This is a genomic window from Pseudoalteromonas sp. S3178 (assembly GCF_005886985.1).
Lineage (GTDB): Bacteria > Pseudomonadota > Gammaproteobacteria > Enterobacterales > Alteromonadaceae > Pseudoalteromonas > Pseudoalteromonas carrageenovora.
On record NZ_PNCW01000019.1, the window covers coordinates 126022 to 146036 of the forward strand.

Consider the following 20015-nt stretch of genomic DNA (forward strand, 5'->3'; position numbering starts at 1 on the left):
CGCGAAAAACAAGCTAGGTGTCTTATGGCAATCGCAAGAAAGCGTCAAGTAAGTTTGGTTGATACAAAATGCTATCATTGTATTTCACGTTGCGTGCGTCGTGCTTTTTTGTGTGGTGAAGACCGTTTTACAGGCAAGTCTTGTGAACATCGACGAGGCTGGGTTGTAAATAGATTGCTTGTATTAGCAAAAATATTTTGTATTGATGTATGTGATTATGCCGTAATGAGTAATCATACCCATTTAGTACTGTATGTTGATGATAAAAAAGCGAGTAGGCTAAATGATAAAGCGATTGTTATCCGTTGGCATAAACTCTGTAAAGGCACATTGTTAACGCAAAAATATATACAGGGCGAAAAGCTAAGTAAAGTTGAGCTTATCTTATTTAATCAAACAGTCAAACAATACCGCGAACGTTTATCAAGTATTAGCTGGTTTATGCGGCTATTAAATGAAAATATTGCTCGCAGAGCAAATAAAGAAGATAACTGCACTGGTAGGTTCTGGGAGGGACGATTTAGCTCACAAGCACTTCTTGATGAAGTCGCACTTGCAGCTTGCATGGCCTATGTCGACTTAAATCCCATTAGAGCTAAAATGGCTAACACACCAGAAGAGTCAGACCATACCAGCGCTCAAGTACGCTTAATATGCGCAAAAGATGGCAAGCAGCCAAAACAACTACTTCGCTTTGCAGGTATGCCACGTAAGATTATGCCCAAAGGGCTGCCGTTTGAGCTTAAATCGTACCTTGAACTTGTTGAATTAACAGGGCGTTGTATACGAGAAGATAAACGCGGGTATATTGAAAGTACACACTTGCCTTTACTAGAAAGAGTGAATATATCTCCAGAAAACTGGTTAGAGCTTACAACCCAATTTACGCGCGTATTTCATGGCGCAGTGGGCAGGCCAGCCTCACAAGAAGGTTATTGTGAAAACTTAAAGCGAAAGCGGCGAGCGAATATCAGTAACTGCGAAAAGCTACTAGCATAAAACTTAAACTACTCAGTAAAACTATTCAGTAATAAATCACAACTGCACCATGCAGTCATTTTCATGCGTGCAATTTAGATTAGAGTGGGAGTCTAGTTTATCTGTTTCCTCTTTTATATGTTACGTAATAATACAGTAATCGATTGAACCAAAATAGGAACTCAGCTATGGTTTGTTTATCAATAAAAACAAACAAAAAACGAGTTAATCTACAGGCTCGTTAGGTGTTTCTCAGGTTTGGAATTCAAATGGGATTTAAGTTTTGGTTCGTTAGAGCAATAAAAGTTTTTCTTGGAGTAACTGCTTTACTTTTTATAGTTGAGTTGCTTAAACAGCATTCAGTCCAAGAAGCATTTTAAATAGGTGAATGAATGAGTGAACGGGAAATTGCTCTAACCATATTTATCATCATTGGTATTTATTTGATGATTACGGGTAAAATTAATGTCACTGTTTCTACTGGTCAGTCTGGAATTAATTCTCACGTAAGAGCCGACTCCCCTGAAACACCTATTAAAACTCAAGGAATAGCCGTCAGGATTCTTGGGTTTGCGATTTCTGTAATCTCTTTGTGGTGCTATCTGTATCTATAGCATTGTGGTGAAAGCGCTTTTTAGCTATAAAACATAATAATCACATTAAGTCGGTCGCAAGCTTTCTTGGGCATTAATGCCCTTGGAAATAAACAAGATGGAAATAAACAAGACACCCATTTTAAATTTTGCATTTCCAATAAGAATTTAGTGTACGCTTTGGGCAGGTAAATTAAGGTGAGTGTCTCCTTGAAAATATTTATTTTAGCCTCTGCTGTTTAGTTAATTGACAAACTAATTATGGCTCTGGCTCTGGCTTTGAATTAAGTTAACCCTCGCAAAGTGAACGCTAACACCGAGTGGGAGCCATTTTACCTATGTTTTAAAGGAATTTACACAGTATGGATATTGTTACAAATAATCTATTTAGTGGTGCTGATATTGTTCTAGCACTGTTCTACATTTTATTTTTTATCTTATGGCTTGCTGTTCCAATTTTCGTTTACTTGATTAATAAAAGGGTGAAGGAAATGAGAGACAATTCTCGTGAGTATCGTTTAGAAATCAAAGAACTCAATGCAAACCTCAAATACCTAAAGAGAAAGTTCAATGAAACAAACGAGTAACAAACATAATTATCGCCAACGACCAACTTCTGCTTAGTGCGGCGTTAGGCAATCATATGAGAAACCGAAGTGCTATATTGAGAGTAGTTTTGGGAGCACTCATTGCTCCATGTATTTACGTTATAGTCTGGAACCTTGCTGTGCTGGAGCATTCTGCACTCTATAAATGGACGGTTATAAACACTCTTACGGCATACATTGCATTCATTGTACTGTCGGGCATGTCGCATCTTAACTTGGCTCGCCTTAGAGCAACAAAGATAGGGTCGTACTGTCTTGTAATGTTCGGGGTGGCAGTTTCAGTGGAGCTTTTGTTGTCTCTATGGTCGTTAAGTGGCTATACCTCATTGTACTATGCGCAGACGCACGTGGTTGATAATCATGAAATTACAAAGGCGGGTTATTTGCTGAAAATCCAAGAGATGCTAATCTATGGTGCAATTCTAGCGTTTGCTAGGGCATTTTTTTGGTTCGTAGCGGTGTATATCCAATACGTAGGACGCATCATGTCAAATAATCGCAGTCATGGCGACGTGTTTGTCATTGAGGCAGTGTCTCCATTACAAAGCCCTACGTGTTGCGGACGTTAGGCGAATATGAAAAAGCAACGACCCACAATCCCAATTGCCGAATGGAAATTGGCTACTCATTTAGAGGCTACTCGACAAATTCAAAATCAAAAGTGTGTGCCTGCCTACGGCTGCTATTGTGAGTTTTGTTTTAACTTGAAACACAGCTTAAAGATTGTGCTTCCTGAAGAGTTGCAGCATCAGCTTACAAGGGTTGGGGTGGTGCTTGAACATCCTACTGAACTATATGAATTTGAAAGTGACGAGATTGGATCTTGCATAAGGGTTGTCTATCATGTCGTTGGCAAAATTCTAGAAGGCCCCTGCCAATGGAAAAGTACTGAACTAGGTAAAATGCTTATGTATTTCACAATCAGAAAGCAACCATATTTATCGTTGGTAGTGTTACCTCAAAGTTTGTCCCATGATAAAGCTCCGGTTCTTAATAATGAATCTGCAGGAGAGTTGGTGCGCATTGATTTACGCCTTGTAATACCAAACGAGGTAATGTTGAACAATGTACCAACTCTAGCCTAACAAATAGGGCTTTTAATGCCGTAGTTTTATTAAAAACGCCCAATAATGTTAAACTACAAAAAATTTAATTACTTATTATAGCAATGGCATTTTACATTCCTTTATTACAACCTCACTTTAAGCACATTGAAGTTGGCGATACACTAACATCGCTTTGGAGTGGGTGTGGCAGTATTGTTCAGTGCATGCTTGATGATGAGTCATGTGTTGTTAAGGCTATTAAAATACCACGATACATAAACCATCCTAAAATTAAGCAAAGCGAATTTGCACTTAAAAGAAAGCAGTACTCTTATAGCGTTGAATATAATTTTTATAAGCGTTACAGCCCGTTTTTACCTAGCACAGCAAAAAGCATCGAATGTATAAGTGCTATCAATAAGGTTGATGAATATGCGCTGGTGTTTAAAAACTTTACCCAACATGGGTTTACTCAAGCAGGGCCGCAACATGTTAAAGCTATATTAAAGTGGCTGGCACACTTTCATGCGTTTAACTTAAATAAACCCGCTAACGGATTATGGCAGCAAGGTAATTATTGGCATTTAAGCACACGACCCGATGAGTTTAATAAATTAAATGAACACGTCGATAAAAAGTCCGATATTAAAAGTGCTGCACATAAAATAGATAAAATACTGCAAACATCACACTACAAAACGCTGATTCATGGCGATGCTAAACTTGCCAACTTTGCAGCTAATGAGCAAAGTGAAGTACTAGGGTATGACTTTCAGTATGTGGGTGCTGGGGCAGGGATTATAGATGTAATGTACTTTATGACCAGTTGCTTTAATGATAGGCAGCTGCATGATTGTGCAGATGAATATTTAGCTTATTATTTTACGCATTTAAAAAGTGCGCTTACAATTTACCAGCCAGCTATTAATGCTGATGATGTTACTGCTCAGTGGCAAAAATTATGGCCGCTAGCATGGGCTGATTTTTATCGCTTTTTAGCAGGCTGGAGCCCTGAGCATTTTAAAATTAATAGTTACATGCTTAAGCAGGTAAATATCACGTTAGCAAGTAACATTTAATAAACGCAACGGGTTGGTGGCTTGCATAAATATCAATCAAATCAGTCAATTTTGGCACGATCTATGAAATCTTTACTAAAACTACAGGTCAAATGACCTTTTTTAATATAAAATACCGCAAATTCTTGTATCAGTAGGTTTATATCATGGCTATTCACGTTATTTCACACCCTCTTGTTCAACATAAACTAGGCCTAATGCGTGCGCATGGTATTAGTACTAAAAGCTTTCGTGAATTATGTTCTGAGGTGGGTACATTATTAACCTACGAAGCAACTAAAAACCTACAATTAGAAGATAACGAAATTACAGGTTGGGATGGCAACAAGTTAAAGGTTGAACACATTAAAGGTAAAAAAATTACCGTAGTGCCTATTTTACGTGCAGGCCTTGGCATGATGGATGGTGTAATGCAGCTTTTACCTGCAGCTAAGGTGAGCGTTGTTGGCCTTGAACGTAACGAAGAAACACTTGAGCCTGTTCCCTATTTTGAAAAGCTAGTGGGTAATATTGATGAGCGTTTAAGCTTAGTGATTGACCCTATGCTTGCCACTGGCGGCTCTATGATTGCAACAATCGATATGCTTAAAAAAGCGGGCTGTAAAGAGATTAAAGTAATTGTGCTTGTTGCTGCGCCAGAAGGCGTTGAAAAAACATTAGCGGCTCATCCTGATATCGAAATATTTACAGCATCAGTCGATAGCCACTTAAACGAAAAGGGCTATATTATCCCTGGTTTAGGTGATGCGGGCGACAAAATTTTTGGTACTGTTTAGGAGTATTCAGTGCAAAAAAATGACACTTTTTCAATAAAAACTATTTTAACTGGCGCGCAAATGCTGTTTGTAGCATTTGGTGCGTTAGTATTGGTGCCACTTTTAACTGGCCTTGATCCTAATGTGGCACTTTTTACTGCGGGTATTGGTACGTTACTGTTTCAATTAGTGACCAAAGGCCAAGTACCTATATTTTTAGCCTCTTCATTTGCCTTTATTGCACCTATTATAGCTGCTGTGCAAATGTGGGGCGTACCTGCCACTATGGGCGGCTTAATGGCGGCAGGCTTTGCCTATATGCTTTTAAGCTTATTAGTTAAGTTTAAAGGAGTAGCAACGCTTCATAAAATTTTACCGCCTGTTGTTGTAGGCCCAGTAATTATGGTGATTGGCCTTGCACTTGCACCTGTTGCAGTAAATATGGCAATGGGGAAAAGTGGTGACGGTAGTATTCAAATTATTGATTACAACAGCGCTATTTATATTTCGTTGCTCTCGTTAGTAGTTACGCTTATTTTTGCAGTGTGGGGAAAGGGCGTATTTAAGCTTATTCCTATATTAGCAGGCGTTGTAGCAGGTTATTGTTTATCGCTTGGTATGGGCGTTGTGCAATTTGATGCGGTAACTAACGCACAGTGGTTTGCTGTACCAAACTTCACATGGCCTGAGTTTAAATGGCAAGCTATTTTGTTTATGGTGCCTGTAGCAATCGCCCCTGCTATTGAGCATATTGGCGACATGATGGCTATTAGCCAAGTTACCAATAAAGACTTTTTGAAAAAGCCTGGACTTCATCGTACTTTGTTTGGTGATGGCCTTGCTACTTCTGCTGCATCGTTATTTGGTGGCCCGCCTAATACTACATATTCAGAGGTTACGGGCGCTGTCATGCTTACTAAAAACTTCAACCCAAAAGTAATGATGTGGACAGCTGTTATCGCCATTATTTTAGCCTTTGTTGCCAAAATGGGCTCTGGTTTACAAACCATACCAGTACCGGTAATGGGCGGCATTATGATTTTACTGTTTGGCTCTATTGCTGTAGTAGGTTTAAATACATTAGTTAAGTCGGGTGATGATTTAACCGCACCGCGTAATTTAAGTATTGTTGCACTTATTTTGGTATGTGGCATTGGCGGTATGCATATTGGTGGCAGCCAATTTAGCCTAGAGGGTGTAAGTTTATGTGCTATTTTAGGCATTGTTCTAAACTTAGTTTTACCCAAGGCGCAGCCTCAAGAAAATGAGTAATGCACGCAAGTTGAAAATATTGCACCATAATAGCGCATTTTAAATGCGCTATTTTTTTAAGTAACTAAAATATATACAAAAAAAATAATGGTCTAGTACCTGCATTTAACTCTTAGAACGCATTGTATGCAAAGGAGTTACTATGTCAGAGGCCAATATTGTGGATATAACCCCGTTTTTAACAAAACACCAACTGCCTTTAAAGTATCAATATTTAAGTGAACAATATTTTGTTCCACTTGCGCATGACATCCTAGAATCTAAAAAAACAAATACTCCTATTTTTGTTGCTATAAATGGATGCCAAGGCTCAGGAAAAACAACACTCGCCGATTTTTTAGTTACTTGGTTTTCTAAAAACACACCTTTTAATAGTGTTGCGTTGTCTATTGACGATTTTTATTTAGCAAAACAAGCACGCGCTGAACTTGCAAGCGATGTACACCCTCTATTTACCACACGTGGCGTACCTGGGACTCATGATGTGGCGCTTATGAATAGCACAATTACTAATCTACTCGCTGGCGAGACAAACGTACCGCTTCCTCGTTTTAATAAACACGAAGACGACTGCGTACCTAAAAGCGAATGGGTTACAAACGACAAACCCGTCGATATTGTTATTTTAGAAGGCTGGTGTGTAGGCAGCGAGCCGCAGCCACCATTTTCACTAAGCGAGCCACTTAACGAACTAGAGCAACAATACGATAAAGAAGGTGTTTGGCGTCGTTGTGTAAATAGTTGTTTGGCAAACGAATACAAATCTGTTTTTAGCTTAATTGATTACACCGTGATGCTTAAAGCGCCCAGTTTTAGCGATGTTTTTACATGGCGACAAGAACAAGAACAAAAACTAATTGCTAAAAAAGGTGAAGGCTCAGGCACGATGAATAACGAGCAGCTGGTGTATTTTATTTCTCATTTTGAGCGCATTACCCGTGAAAATTTAAATACACTAAGCGCTAAAGCCAATGCCTTAATTGAACTTGATAGCAACCGTGATATTAGCGGTATGCACCTTACAAGTGACGACACACTACAGCCTATTATATTTACAGATTTAGATGGCACATTGCTCGACCATGCTGACTACAATACAAATAATATCAGTGAGTTACTACAGCAATTACAAAGTGCGCACATTCCTGTTGTGTTTAATACTAGTAAAACATTTTGTGAAGTGGTTGAGCTTAAAAACGATTTAAATATTCAACAGCCCTTTATTGTAGAAAATGGCGCTGCTGTTTACATTCCTGAAGATTATTTTGAACTCAAGCCTATTGGTTGTAAAAAAGTAGGCGCATATTGGTGCTATGCACTGGCTAAGCCACTATCTAGTTTATTAAAGGATTTAGATACTTTAAAAAGCGATTATAAAGCGCATTATAAATTGTTTAGCGATTTATCGAGTGAGCAAATATCTGAACTTACAGGCCTCGATGATGCGCAAGCAAGGCGTGCGCAAACCCGCGATTATTCAGACCCACTTTATTGGTACGGTGACGATGAGTTACTCAGTGCCTTTGTACAAGATGTAAAAGCACTCGGCTACGATATTAAAATTGGTGGTCGATTTATTCACATTGCCAAAAATACCGACAAAAGCGTTGCGCAGCAGTGGTTAGTTAAACAGTTTACCCATCATTTTAGAAAGCCTCTCACGGTCATTGCACTAGGTGATAGCGATAACGATAAGCAAATGTTAGAGCACGCAAATATCGCCATTATTATTGCCAATCCGGCCAGTAAAAAGCCGGTTAAATTATCGCACAACAAAGCACGTTATTCTCAATCGCCAGCGCCACAAGGGTGGATTGAAGAAATAACGTCGCTGCAGTGCATTAGCAGTATTTTAAGTATTTCTGAGGAGCAAACATCTCATGGCTGATTTTTATCAAAATGGCATTATTACAACACTACATAATATTGCCGATAGACCAATAGAAGATCTAGAACAAGAGCTACTTAGCTTTAGCAAAAAACGCCCAATGGGGTTAATACTCCCGTCTTTATTTAGTGAGCTTGAAGGCCCTGCGCTGCAAAATATAGTAAGTGAACTACGTGATGTGCCTTACTTATCGCAAATTACGATAGGGCTAGATAGAGCCGATGAAGAACAGTATCGTCATGCACTTAGCTTTTTTAAAGAGTTAAATCAAAACCATAAAGTATTATGGAACGACGGACCACGCTTACAAGCGCTTGATAAAGAATTGCAAGAACTTGGTGTTGCCCCAAGAGAGCTAGGTAAAGGTAGAAACGTATGGTATTGCATGGGTTATAAGTTAGCCACTGCTGAGGTTGAATCAATAGCGCTGCACGATTGCGATATTTTAACCTACGATAGAAGCTTACTTGCGCGTTTAATTTACCCTGTAGCACACCCTCGTTTTAACTATGAATTTTGTAAAGGGTTTTACCCACGTACTGCAAACGGCAAAATTAACGGCCGTGTATCGCGTTTATTAGTTACGCCATTATTACGCTCATTTAAAACTATTTTGGGTAATACCGACTACCTTGAATATATGGATTCATTTAGATATCCATTAGCAGGTGAATTTTCGTTTAGACGCGATGTATTAAATGATATTCGCATTCCAAGTGATTGGGGCCTTGAAATTGGTGTACTGAGCGAAATGTACCGTAACTATTCACATAACCGCTTGTGCCAAGTAGATATTGCCGATAACTACGATCATAAACATCAAGCGCTTTCACTAGATGATCAAAGTGCGGGTTTATCTAAAATGTCTATAGATATAACTAAAGCATTATTTAGAAAACTGGCTACACAAGGCGTTACTTTTACAAGTGAAACCATTCGCTCATTAAAAGCAACGTATTATCGTATTGGGTTAGATTTTATAGAAACGTATCATAACGATGCACTTATGAACGGCTTAACGCTTGATGTTCACCAAGAAGAAAAAGCCGTTGAAATGTTTGCGCAAAACATTATGGAAGCAGGCCAACACTTTTTAGAAAACCCAATGGAAGCGCCATTTGTGCCAAGTTGGAACCGTGTTGTATCAGCAATGCCAGACGTACTTGAGCGCTTAAAAGAGGCCGTAGAGCTAGACAACGAAGAATATAGTTAAAATTAAAACTAATAAAAAAGGGGCGCATGTGATTTCAGTTAGCGATTTATTTTTACAACGAGTTGAGCAGCATCTTCATATTATTTACGAAGGTGTTGAACTGCCATTATCGGTTACTGAGCTTGCTCAGCAGCTTATTAAAATTATTTTAGGCAGTAATCCACTGCGCGACCCTACACCCCATACAAACCGATGGGATGAGCAAGATATAATATTAATTGCCTACGGCGACTCTATTATAAAACATGACGATAGTGAATTTGCTGTATCAAGCCCAATTGAAGCGCCGCTTAAAACGCTACATCGCTTTATTAAAGAGCGCTGTGATATGCAGCTTAATGCGCTGCATATTTTACCATTTTATCCGTACAGCTCAGACGAAGGCTTTGCGGTTATGAACTATGCCCAGGTAAATGAATCGCTGGGTGATTGGAATGATATTCAAAATATAGCTAAAGACGTAAAGCTTATGGCTGATTTAGTTATTAACCATTGCTCAAGCAGAAGTGTGTGGTTTGAAAACTTTTTAAACGACTTACACCCAGGTAAAGATTATTTTAAAACAGCCAGCTTAACAGATGATTTAAGCCAAGTGGTACGCCCGCGAACGTCACCGTTGTTAAATACGGTTACCACACCAAGCGGTGAAAAACACGTGTGGTGTACGTTTAGCCACGATCAGGTTGATTTTGATTTTGGTAACCCAGAAGTTTTAAAAGAATTTATTAGCATTATTCGCCATTATTTAGATAACGGAGTTCGCTTATTTAGACTCGATGCGGTTGCATTTTTATGGAAACAGCTTAATACCAATTGTATTAATTTGCCGCAAACACATGAGGCAGTTAGGCTAATACGTACCCTGATTGAGCATACTGAGCCAAGCGTGGTAATTATTACCGAAACAAACATACCAAACCAAGAGAATCTGTCTTATTTTGGTAATGCTAACGAAGCGCACAGTATTTATAACTTTGCCTTACCGCCTTTATTACTACATACATTACTTAGTGGCGATAGCACCGCAATTAAACACTGGATGATGAGCATGCCACCGGCGCAAAACGGTACCGCTTATTTTAACTTTATCGCATCGCATGATGGAATAGGGCTTAGGCCCATTGAAGGTTTGTTACAACCCAGCGAAGTTGCTTCGCTCGTAAGTACTACTATGCAATTTGGTGGTCGCGTATCTATGCGCACCAGTAACGATGGCACACATACACCGTACGAGTTAAATATAGCGTTATTTGATGCAATGCAAGGCACACACAATGGCCCAGATAAGTTTGGCCTAGAGCGATTTATGTGTGCACACGCCATCATGTTTGCACTAGAGGGGATCCCAGGGCTTTATATTCATAGTTTATTAGGTACTACTAACGATTACGATCGCTTTGAAAACTCACAGCATAACCGTGCTATTAACCGTCATCGCTGGCAAGAGTCAAAGCTACTCGCTGCAATTGGTGAGAAATACAGTCATCATCATAAGGTCTTTAATGGTATTAAGAGCTTATTGGCTGTGCGCAAAAAGCAAAGTGCCTTTCATCCTAATGCGACACAGTTTACGCTGCATTTAGCGGGTGGATTATTTGGTTTTTGGAGGCAAAGTATAGACAGACGCCAAAGTGTATTTTGTGTCTATAACATTAGTGACAAACCACAAACACTCACATTAGCTGATTTAAACTTAATTAATACTCAGCAATGGTTTGACTTAGTCGCTGATAAAACAATTGAAGAAGAGCAATTAACAATAGAACTTGAGCCCTATCAAAGTGTATGGCTAAGCAATATAAAATAAGGCGCAAGAATTACCAATCCTCAAAATAGAACACTTAATTAAGCGGATTGATATAAAAAGGCTCGCAGTGCGAGCCTTTAATTTAATCAATAACGTTGTTACTAATTATAAGCTGTAGCTTAAGTTAATGTAGCCAAAGCGGCCAATATTGTCGTAACTTGCGCTACCCGCGCTTGTACCACGTGAACCGTACGGAAGTTTACGGTTAAATAGGTTATCAACACCTACTTTAACGCCTAAGCCGCTATCGAAGTTGTAACCCACAGTCATATCGGTAATAAAGTATTTACCGTAAGACATTTGGTTACTTGGGTTCGAGTTGCTCTCAAGGTCAAAATTCGTGTAAAGATCGACTTCACTTAAAAAGCGTGTTTCAACTGTTGAGAAAAAATTATCCATAGCATAAGTTACAGATAGGTTAGTTTGCCACTTAGCTTCACCAGTTGTCCCTGCATATTCAATGTAGTTACTAGGGTCATCTTGGAACGGGTAGTCTTTACGTTCGATTAAGTAAGTACCAATTAAGCGTGTTTTAAAGCTACCTTCAAGCGCTTCAAAGTCATAACCTAATTCAAAATCAACCCCTGATGCTTTTTGACCAGCAACATTTAAAACAGAGTTTTGAATTAAAGTGATTTCGCCACTGGCGTTACGCGTAATTAAATTACAGTATTGGTTGTCTATGCCTGTTGTGCTATCTACACAACGGTCAAGAATATCTTGCGCGTCGATTGTGTCAATGGCGTCTTCAAGTTCAATTTTCCAGTAATCTATTGTAAGTACAGCGTTTTCTAAAAATTCAGGTTGGTAAACAATACCCACAGTTGTACTTGTTGACTCTTCACCTTTTACATCGCGGTTACCACTGCTTAAACCATCTAAAGAGGCTGCATCGTAACCTGAGTTAAAGTCACTCGCTACACCTAATGCGGCACAGTTTGCAGTACGTATTGCACCGTTTGATAAATCACCTAGGTTATCTGCGCGACACGGGTCGTTAACATTATAAAAAGTTTGGCTTGCTGCACCAAATACTTCACTAATGTTTGGTGCGCGAAGCGCAGCAGATTGTGTTACACGTACACGAAGCTCATCGTTTACAGTCCAATCAAGGCCAAGTTTCCAGCTAGTTGCTTCGCCAATTGTACTGTAATCGGCATGACGCACTGCGGTATCAAATACTAAATCTTGAATAAGCGGTAAGTCAGTTAAAATTGGCATTGTTGCTTCAAAAAATACTTCACGTACGTTGAACGATCCTTTATCTTCGCCCAGTGCGTTAAAAAATGTACCTTCTGCGTTATCAGGCTCTTTTGTTTCGCTTTCTTCTTTACGATACTCAGCACCAAATGCAACACCTACATAACCTGCTGGTAATTCAAAAATAGCGCCATTAGCAAGTGAACCAGAAACAACCGTTTGCTTAATAGTTGAGGTACCAACCGATACCGTATTTATATAATCAATCGCTTGTTGAGATGGTGCGCCAAAACCCATGATGTTTACGGGTACACAGCCATCAGCTTGTGCAGCAGCGCTGCGACATACAACGTTGCCATCTGCATCTTCAACAGCATCAAGGGCATTAAAGTAGTTGGCTAAAATCATATTAGCGCCGTTTTCACGCTCTAAGTCAGTTTGGCCGTATACAACTGACGTATCTAATTCCCAGTCTTCAAACACAGTCCCTTTTAAGCCTGTAACAAAGCGTGTTGTTTCGCGGGTATTGTTTTCAACACGACGTCCAAGGTCACTCATCATGCGGTTAATCATGATCGAATCAACGCCTTCTTCTTGCATACGCGCTTTAATAGTTGGATCTAGGTAAGGGTTATCAATTTTAATGCTGTTGTCGCTATCAAAAAAGAAAAATGCTGGTTGACCAATGCTTTCGCCTTGGCTGTTTACGTATTTAGCATCAAAGTAAACGTTTAAGTCGTCGGTCACATCGTAGTTAACTTTAAAGTTTACGTTATAACGCTCAAACTCAGGTTGAATTTCTTCAAATTGGCCTAAGTTAAAAAAGTCACATTCTGCACATGAATATAAATCTGCGTTATTACCTATGTATAAGTCGCGTGCGCTGCTATCAGCGTTAAAGCTATTAATATACTTAGTTTGATTTTCAAGTGCATAAACGCCTGCATCATTGATGGCGTAATAACCTGCATTAGGTGTTAAAATATCGTCTGGAAAGTCCGCGCTATTTTTGTTCTCATCCGTTTGGGCTTGGTTAGGTAAGCTGCTAAAAGATGTGCTAGTCCAAGGGTGGTCAAGTGCGTTTAATGAATCTTGGCCTGAGTACTCTATAGCGAAAGCTGCATTACCACGGTCGTTATCAAAATTTGAGCCGTACGAGAACGTTGCTTTTTCGTTGTTGTAGCTGTTTAAATCGGCAAAACCTCGGGTAACACTAAAATCCATACCTTCAATGTTGTCTTTTAATATAAAGTTCACAACACCTGTAACCGCGTCAGCACCGTATACAGCTGATGCACCACCAGTGATAATTTCTACACGCTCAACCCACACACTAGGAATAGTGTTTGTATCAACCGCTTGAGAGCCAGCTGAACTTGATACGTGACGCTTACCATTTACAAGTACTAAGGTACGATCAGTACCCATATTACGTAAATCAAGAATGTTTAAACCAGCAGTACCAATAAAGCGGCCTGAGTTAGCCATAGAATATGTATTGCTAAGTGCTGGTAAATTGTTAAGCGCTTCACCAATGTTTACAGCGCCAGTATTAATTAGCTGCTCGCCGCTTATAACTGTTACTGGTGCAGGAGCAATAGCACCTTCACGTAAAATACGTGAACCCGTTACTTCAACGCGTTCAATTTTTGTAGCTTGCTCATCTTGCGCAAGCACAGAATTACTTGCTGTTGCAGCAGCAGTAATTAATGCACATTTAATGCTAGTAGAAAGTAAATTATGACGTTTCATGTGTTTCCCAAAGGAGATTTCTAATAATTAAATACAATATTTCTTTTTACCGAATACAGTGTGTATTTGGTAAAAACCAATAACTTTTGTTACGAGGGCGGCGATTATTGCATGCTGATAATTTTATTAAAAGTAAGTAACTTACTGTTAAATAAGCAACTTGAAATAATCTTAATGGCCATAATTGTTTTTTTTACATTAGTTTTTGGGTGTACATAAATAACCATTTAAAGCTGGGTTACATTGTGTGTTTGTTATGTTTTTATATTATTTACATGTTTATTGTTTTAATAATTTTTTAGCTGGTTTTTATAGCGTTTATTTTTTATTTAAAAGTATTTAACTAGATAAGTATTAAGCTACGAAATAGGTGTTGGGCGTTATACGTACATATTTGTAAGTATTGTGTATGTAAATACTGTTTTGAAGTGTTTTTTATGTAAGATTTTTTTTCAAAAAAATGCATAGTTTGAATTTTTTTCATTACTAAAGAGCAAAAAAAGTAGTTGTAATGTGTAAAGCCCCTTTACAGTTTTAATAGCCTGAATCGCTCCATAAGTTACTTTGACACGTAAACTTGGTACAATTTGGCTGCTTTCAATTAATAGGTTTGATCATGAAGTTTTTATTTATTATTTTTACAATGCTGTTTAGTACAAGCTCTTTTGCACAGCAGGATGTCGATCTTGAAGTCAATATGAAAAACACAGGGCTTGCATATAAGCAGGCAGTACAGGCTAACGATTTAGCTGAGTTTAATACAGCAATTAATGAATTTATAAAGCTTGTTGAGGTAAGCAAAACGGCTAAATTTCATAAAGAGCCTGAGCAATCATTACAAGGTCTTGATAAGGTAATTACGCAAGCTAGGCTTGCTAAAAAAGCGGCTAACGAGCAGGGGCTTAATGCGGCCAAAGCGCCCTTAAAAAACATTGATAATTTACGTAAAAAATATCATGAATTACATGAGCCACCGGGGTTTTTTGAGTTATTATTTGGTTCATAGTTTAAATTTAGAATAAAAAGGAAAAACAATGGAAATTTCAGTTTCAATGTTAGAAGGTCAAAAGCAAAGTGCTAAATTTGGCGATTTAGAAGTAATAAGCGATCAAAGTGTAAATGCTGGTGGCGGTGCAGAGCATCCAGAACCGTTCGATTATTTTTTAGTAAGTATGGTTTTATGTGCTGGCTTTTATGCACGTAAGTTTTGTGAGCAGCGAGACATCTCTACCGAGGGTATGACCCTTACACAAAATAATGAAAATGTAGATGATAATGGTAAAAAGCTATTCTCGATTGAAGTTAATTTACCTGATGGCTTTCCTGTTAAATATAAAAAAGCACTTATTGCTGCTGTAAATACCTGTACAGTTAAAAAGGTGATTCAAGCCGTTCCTGAGTTTTCGGTAGTAGTTAAATAACCACAAATAAACTATAAAAATACCGCCGAGTAACATATAAGCCCGGCGGTATTGCTACAACAAATTAGTTACTACCTCTTCATACTTCTATTGCTTTAAGCTAAGTTTTAAAATCAGCAAGTTATTTTAACTTACAATACAAAACCCAAAGCGCACCCAAGCATGAAAAAAACTATCAATCAGCTTTTTTAGCCGTAGATAGATTTTTAAAACGACGATTAAATTGCGCCACACGGCCATCAGTTGCGACTGTTTTTTGCTTGCCAGTGTAAAACGGATGCGAGTCACTCGATACATCGATAGGAACATATGGGTAAGTATTACCGTCAATTTCTACCGTGCGATCTGTTTTAATTGTAGAGCCAATAATAAAATACGAGTCGGCAGCGGTATCGTGAAAAGCAACCACTTGGTAATCAGGATGAATATTTGGTTTCATAATACGCCTCATTAAATGATATGTGATAATATATCATTTAATTTAACGTATTTAAATTTGCATTGCAAGTGTGTATGTTCCTCAAAAAGGCCGTGATTGCTGGCTAATTGCGCAAACAAATCAAAAAATAGGCACTTGAATCAAAAATGCTGGCTATTGCTGTTTAGGCTGTTATAACTATATTTAAGAGTTAAAAACGGTTAAAAAGTTATTACAGAGGTTATGTATGAGCGACGCAATACAACAAGAACAAATTGATCAAGGGGTGATGGAAACCCTTAGAGAGCGTGACCATAGTGCCTTAGCACAACAAGTAAATCCTTTAACATGCAATCATAACGATATTGTAGAATTACTAGCACGATATATGGCGCTTAGTGAGCAGGACGATGATGAGTTGTTTGACGACTGGTTTGACAACCTAACAAAAGAGCAACACACAGTGCTAAAAGTATTTGAGGTTTACCGCGGCCAATACGAACACCAAAATTAAGACAGATTAAAAATTTAGTGGCTATTTAACGATTCTTATTTAGCTACTAAATGCTCCAAATTTACCACCTTACATTAGTAATTGGCGTTAATTACTGGTTTCTTTTTAGGTTTTTCTTGTATTGATTTATCTCACTTCAATTATTGCTATTTTTAAGTAATGCTCTAATTTTAAAGAGTTAGATTATTTATCGGCTAATAAAAATTCACCTCAATTTATATTAATAATTAATAGACCTCTAATGATTAAACCAGATACGCCAAGTAACGAAATAGAAAGATTACATGCATTAAGAGCGCTGCGGATTCTCGATACCGCGCACGAAGAGCGTTTCGATCGTGTTACTCGTATTGCCAAACGGATGTTTAATGTATCTATTTCTTTAGTTACTTTGATTGACGAAGACCGTCAGTGGTTTAAATCAAGGCAAGGACTAGATGTATGTGAGCTCCCGCGAGAGTCTTCTTTTTGCGGACACACAATTAATCAAAATGAATTGTTAATAATTCCTGATACGTCAATTGATGAGCGGTTTTTTGATAACCCTTTTGTTATTAGCGATCCTAAAATTAGGTTTTACGCGGGCTTCCCATTAAAGTTAAAACAGGGAGTGGTAATAGGCACGCTGTGCCTTGCTGATAATAAACCTAGAAACCTCAGTGATGAAGAAAAACAGCTACTAAAAGACTTAGGCACTTTAGTTGAGCAAGAAATACAATCAATTCAGCTGGCTACCATTGACGAGCTAACTAAAATTTCTAACCGGCGTGGGTTTTTAAACCTTGCAGAGTACACATTAAACCGCTGTAAGCAAAATAAGGTATCAATGTCTTTAATATTGTTTGATCTTAATAAGTTTAAGCAAATTAATGATGTGTATGGACACCACGAAGGTGATTTTGTATTAAGCACATTTGCGCAAATTATGCTTAGTTCATTTTGTGATTGTGAAGTAATAGGGCGCCTAGGCGGTGATGAATTTGTAGCGATGCTAAGCGATTCAAATCAAAAAAAAGCAAACGATGTGTTACAGCGCTTTGCTGAGGCTATTAAGCAAACTAATAATGTTTTAAATAAGCCATATAATATTGATTACAGCTTAGGGCTTGTAAACTTTAAATACGATACTGATAAAACAATAGTCGAAATGATTCAAGATGCTGATACCGCAATGTATAAACAAAAAAAGCAGTGTAACCCCTCTTAAATAAAACTAAAGGGCAGAGCATGTTTAGCTTATATGCTGCGTGAAAGCCAACTGATAGTAAATAATCACACAACATAGTCACTGATTTGCTTAATACATATAGCTCAGCTGTAAATTTAACCTCAAAAAATAAGTAACCCCTGATAAGTTAGGTCTATTGAGCTTAAATTTTATTTGGTAAATAAAGTTTAAGCTGAATAGTTATTTATTGCTGCATCTATTAGCCACTAAAGAGACATTTGGGTTCCAAATTCTATCCCATATTTTACTCATACTTCTTAAATTAGAGCGCTGGCTTATTTTTTCAAAGTTACCCACGTTCACGCCTAAATCGGTTTTTTCTCCCACAAGAAAGTTAAATACATAATTACACTCCATACCCATTCGTAAATCAGAAAGTATTATATTACTTTGCTGCAGGCGTACGTTGTAAAAACCTTTAGTAAACCACTGCAAGCGTTTGATGCCCCACTCATTATTTATATTATCTAATAATGAGGGCGTGGTGTTATAGGCATTTATTGTAACCTCATTTGGCTCATCAAATACCGACGCATATGCTACGTAGTATTGCCCATCAGACATAACGACTACACGCCATAACAATGTAGTGAGTGGCGCAGGAGTGCTTATATAATTGTTAACTTTTATTTGCCTGTCAGAAAGGGCCGTCGTTACTTTATCGTCAATAATTACTTTTAAAATGAGTGAACTACATAAATACAAACTGCTAAGTACAAGCATTGTGGTGTTTACTTTATATGCACGTGTACTATTTATTCTTGGCAATAATGTACAAGCTACACCAAATAATAAGGGCAGCGTATAGAGCGGGTCGACTATAAACATGTTTGAAATAGCAAAGGGGTGCTCAGTAAAAGGCCAAAGTAACTGTGTGCCATATACGGTTAAACTATCGAGTAAGGCATGGGTAGATAAACACAAAAATACCAGCCAAAACCAACGTGCTTTATAAGCTTGCATGCCGGTGTGTACTTTTAAAATAAGCCAAACAATGAGTGGGCTAATTAATAAATGTATTAATAAAGAGTGGCTAAAACCACGATGGTAAGTAAACGCTTCAACAGGGCCGCCGTAAGGTATAAATACGTCTAAATCGGGTAAAGTCCCTAGGGCTGCTCCCCATAAAACGGCTTTTCGGCCAACTTTATTACCTAAAACGGCATGGCCTACAGCACTGCCAAGTACTATTTGCGTTAACGAGTCCATAGTGTCCCTTTGTTTTTATAATACTGTTTATACTAACTTAACGCCCAAATGCGTCACTTATAATGAAAGCTTTGGCTTTATAAAATCTAAAAACGCGACAATGCGCGACGATACCGCGCTATTTTTATAATAAACAGCTTGCACAACCTCACGATTATTAGGTGTGACTATACTATTAGGTAGTACTTCTATTAACTTACCTGTTTTTAAATCATCACCAATCATAAAACGCGAAAGCAATGCAACCCCTTGGTTTGCTACACATAATTGGCGCACGGTTTCACCGCTACTGGCCATTAAACTAAACTTTAAGTGAGTAGTGGATTTTAGCGGCCAGTTATTTAATTTAGGGGAGTCTGTAAAGCCAATAAGTTTGTGTTGGTTTAAGTCACTGATTTTTGAAATACCTGGCGCAGTTTTTAAATAGGCTGGGCTTGCTACTAAATATAATTTACTAACGCCGAGCTTTTTAGCGTTCAGGTTAGAGTCCTTCAAATCTCCAATGCGAATGGCCAAGTCGGTTTTATGTTCTAGCAAATCAATAATGCTGTCGTGGGAGGTTATATCAAGCGTGATATGCGGGTATTGCTTTGTAAATTCATCAATGTGCGGCACTAATTGGTGTAATACAAACGGGCTTGCTGCATCTATTCTTAACTTACCGCTAGGCGCCTGCTTTAAAAGCTTAATTGCTTCTTCGCCAGTTTGCAGAGTGTTTAAGCCATCACGTGCATATTTTATAAAAGTATGGCCTTCTTCAGTAAGCTCTAATCTGCGTGTTGTTCTGTTTAATAAAGTGCACTGCAGTGTATTTTCAAGGCGAGACACCGCACGCGACACCTTAGCTACTTGTTGATCAAGCAAATTAGCCGCAGCAGAAAAACTACCGCTATCAACCACCGTTAAAAACATTTCTAAGTCTTCTGTTTTGGCATGTTGAGCCATACGTTAGCACCTTACTTTTGCATTAATTACAAAAGTATTTTGTCACTAATGCTATTTTTTGCAAATGCTTTTTTGGTCAAACTGCATGC

General features: G+C 38.2%; 18 protein-coding genes. 14 read left to right on the top strand and 4 right to left on the bottom strand.

Features of this window, described 5'->3' with window-relative positions:
* Positions 1-24: 24 nt before the first annotated feature.
* From CWC11_RS05365 to CWC11_RS05410, 10 genes are all read left to right on the top strand, one after another.
* Positions 25-999 carry a transposase gene (locus tag CWC11_RS05365; protein WP_138681839.1) on the top strand — a complete coding sequence of 325 codons (975 nt, stop codon included), beginning with the start codon at positions 25-27 and terminating at the stop codon, positions 997-999.
* 371 nt (positions 1000-1370) lie between these two features.
* Positions 1371-1592 carry a hypothetical protein gene (locus CWC11_RS05370; protein WP_138681840.1) on the top strand — a complete coding sequence of 74 codons (222 nt, stop codon included), beginning with the start codon at positions 1371-1373 and terminating at the stop codon, positions 1590-1592.
* Positions 1593-1933: 341 nt separating this feature from the next.
* Positions 1934-2158: a hypothetical protein gene (locus tag CWC11_RS05375; RefSeq protein ID WP_138681841.1), complete on the top strand. Its 225-nt coding sequence runs from the start codon at positions 1934-1936 to the stop codon at positions 2156-2158.
* A gap of 596 nt (positions 2159-2754) precedes the next feature.
* Positions 2755-3264 (top strand): hypothetical protein, encoded by a 510-nt coding sequence (locus CWC11_RS05380; RefSeq protein WP_138681842.1) that lies wholly within the window; start codon positions 2755-2757, stop codon positions 3262-3264.
* 83 nt (positions 3265-3347) lie between these two features.
* Positions 3348-4304: a protein kinase family protein gene (locus tag CWC11_RS05385; protein ID WP_138681843.1), complete on the top strand. Its 957-nt coding sequence runs from the start codon at positions 3348-3350 to the stop codon at positions 4302-4304.
* A gap of 146 nt (positions 4305-4450) precedes the next feature.
* A complete protein-coding gene (gene upp, locus CWC11_RS05390; RefSeq protein ID WP_138681844.1) occupies positions 4451-5080 on the top strand; it encodes a uracil phosphoribosyltransferase in 630 nt (209 codons plus the stop codon).
* A gap of 9 nt (positions 5081-5089) precedes the next feature.
* Complete coding sequence (locus CWC11_RS05395) at positions 5090-6331, top strand: uracil-xanthine permease family protein (RefSeq protein ID WP_138681845.1); 1242 nt, start codon at positions 5090-5092, stop codon at positions 6329-6331.
* Between the two features lie 142 nt (positions 6332-6473).
* Positions 6474-8219 carry an HAD-IIB family hydrolase gene (locus tag CWC11_RS05400; protein ID WP_138681846.1) on the top strand — a complete coding sequence of 582 codons (1746 nt, stop codon included), beginning with the start codon at positions 6474-6476 and terminating at the stop codon, positions 8217-8219.
* Positions 8212-9432, top strand: coding sequence for a glycosyltransferase family protein (locus tag CWC11_RS05405; RefSeq protein ID WP_138681847.1), 1221 nt, complete (start codon positions 8212-8214; stop codon positions 9430-9432). The genes CWC11_RS05400 and CWC11_RS05405 overlap by 8 nt, the downstream gene beginning before the upstream one ends.
* Positions 9433-9460: 28 nt before the next feature.
* On the top strand, positions 9461-11239 hold the full coding sequence (locus CWC11_RS05410; protein ID WP_058550208.1) for a sugar phosphorylase: 1779 nt from the start codon (positions 9461-9463) through the stop codon (positions 11237-11239).
* A 105-nt stretch (positions 11240-11344) separates the two neighbouring features.
* On the opposite strand, the gene CWC11_RS05415 is transcribed toward CWC11_RS05410, so the two are convergent.
* Positions 11345-14191, bottom strand: coding sequence for a TonB-dependent receptor domain-containing protein (locus tag CWC11_RS05415; protein ID WP_138681848.1), 2847 nt, complete (start codon positions 14189-14191; stop codon positions 11345-11347).
* 616 nt (positions 14192-14807) lie between these two features.
* On the opposite strand from CWC11_RS05415, the gene CWC11_RS05420 reads away from it, so the two are divergent.
* Both CWC11_RS05420 and CWC11_RS05425 read left to right on the top strand, forming a co-directional pair.
* Positions 14808-15197: a cytochrome b562 gene (locus tag CWC11_RS05420; protein WP_138681849.1), complete on the top strand. Its 390-nt coding sequence runs from the start codon at positions 14808-14810 to the stop codon at positions 15195-15197.
* Positions 15198-15225: 28 nt separating this feature from the next.
* Complete coding sequence (locus CWC11_RS05425; RefSeq protein ID WP_138681850.1) at positions 15226-15612, top strand: OsmC family protein; 387 nt, start codon at positions 15226-15228, stop codon at positions 15610-15612.
* Between the two features lie 175 nt (positions 15613-15787).
* Here CWC11_RS05425 and CWC11_RS05430 read toward each other — a convergent pair whose 3' ends face one another.
* The gene (locus CWC11_RS05430; protein ID WP_138681851.1) at positions 15788-16051 is read right to left on the bottom strand and encodes a type B 50S ribosomal protein L31; all 264 of its coding nucleotides are present in this window, start codon (positions 16049-16051) and stop codon (positions 15788-15790) included.
* Between the two features lie 226 nt (positions 16052-16277).
* Between CWC11_RS05430 and CWC11_RS05435 the strand changes: the two genes are divergently transcribed.
* The gene (locus CWC11_RS05435) at positions 16278-16544 is read left to right on the top strand and encodes a hypothetical protein (RefSeq protein ID WP_058550212.1); all 267 of its coding nucleotides are present in this window, start codon (positions 16278-16280) and stop codon (positions 16542-16544) included.
* A 241-nt stretch (positions 16545-16785) separates the two neighbouring features.
* The gene (locus CWC11_RS05440; protein WP_138681852.1) at positions 16786-17751 is read left to right on the top strand and encodes a sensor domain-containing diguanylate cyclase; all 966 of its coding nucleotides are present in this window, start codon (positions 16786-16788) and stop codon (positions 17749-17751) included.
* A gap of 201 nt (positions 17752-17952) precedes the next feature.
* On the opposite strand, the gene CWC11_RS05445 is transcribed toward CWC11_RS05440, so the two are convergent.
* Positions 17953-18981 carry a metal-dependent hydrolase gene (locus tag CWC11_RS05445; RefSeq protein ID WP_138681853.1) on the bottom strand — a complete coding sequence of 343 codons (1029 nt, stop codon included), beginning with the start codon at positions 18979-18981 and terminating at the stop codon, positions 17953-17955.
* A 57-nt stretch (positions 18982-19038) separates the two neighbouring features.
* Positions 19039-19926, bottom strand: a complete 888-nt coding sequence (locus CWC11_RS05450; RefSeq protein ID WP_138681854.1) for a LysR family transcriptional regulator — start codon at positions 19924-19926, stop codon at positions 19039-19041.
* Positions 19927-20015: the final 89 nt, after the last annotated feature.

What these genes read in the sequence shown, in the direction of transcription:
- CWC11_RS05365 (WP_138681839.1), top strand. Translation starts at nt 25, where the DNA reads ATGGCAATCGCAAGAAAGCGTCAAGTAAGTTTGGTTGATACAAAATGC.
- CWC11_RS05370 (WP_138681840.1), top strand. Translation starts at nt 1,371, where the DNA reads ATGAGTGAACGGGAAATTGCTCTAACCATATTTATCATCATTGGTATT.
- CWC11_RS05375 (WP_138681841.1), top strand. Translation starts at nt 1,934, where the DNA reads ATGGATATTGTTACAAATAATCTATTTAGTGGTGCTGATATTGTTCTA.
- CWC11_RS05380 (WP_138681842.1), top strand. Translation starts at nt 2,755, where the DNA reads ATGAAAAAGCAACGACCCACAATCCCAATTGCCGAATGGAAATTGGCT.
- CWC11_RS05385 (WP_138681843.1), top strand. Translation starts at nt 3,348, where the DNA reads ATGGCATTTTACATTCCTTTATTACAACCTCACTTTAAGCACATTGAA.
- upp (WP_138681844.1), top strand. Translation starts at nt 4,451, where the DNA reads ATGGCTATTCACGTTATTTCACACCCTCTTGTTCAACATAAACTAGGC.
- CWC11_RS05400 (WP_138681846.1), top strand. Translation starts at nt 6,474, where the DNA reads ATGTCAGAGGCCAATATTGTGGATATAACCCCGTTTTTAACAAAACAC.
- CWC11_RS05405 (WP_138681847.1), top strand. Translation starts at nt 8,212, where the DNA reads ATGGCTGATTTTTATCAAAATGGCATTATTACAACACTACATAATATT.
- CWC11_RS05415 (WP_138681848.1), bottom strand. Translation starts at nt 14,191, where the DNA reads ATGAAACGTCATAATTTACTTTCTACTAGCATTAAATGTGCATTAATT.
- CWC11_RS05420 (WP_138681849.1), top strand. Translation starts at nt 14,808, where the DNA reads ATGAAGTTTTTATTTATTATTTTTACAATGCTGTTTAGTACAAGCTCT.
- CWC11_RS05425 (WP_138681850.1), top strand. Translation starts at nt 15,226, where the DNA reads ATGGAAATTTCAGTTTCAATGTTAGAAGGTCAAAAGCAAAGTGCTAAA.
- CWC11_RS05430 (WP_138681851.1), bottom strand. Translation starts at nt 16,051, where the DNA reads ATGAAACCAAATATTCATCCTGATTACCAAGTGGTTGCTTTTCACGAT.
- CWC11_RS05435 (WP_058550212.1), top strand. Translation starts at nt 16,278, where the DNA reads ATGAGCGACGCAATACAACAAGAACAAATTGATCAAGGGGTGATGGAA.
- CWC11_RS05440 (WP_138681852.1), top strand. Translation starts at nt 16,786, where the DNA reads ATGATTAAACCAGATACGCCAAGTAACGAAATAGAAAGATTACATGCA.
- CWC11_RS05445 (WP_138681853.1), bottom strand. Translation starts at nt 18,981, where the DNA reads ATGGACTCGTTAACGCAAATAGTACTTGGCAGTGCTGTAGGCCATGCC.
- CWC11_RS05450 (WP_138681854.1), bottom strand. Translation starts at nt 19,926, where the DNA reads ATGGCTCAACATGCCAAAACAGAAGACTTAGAAATGTTTTTAACGGTG.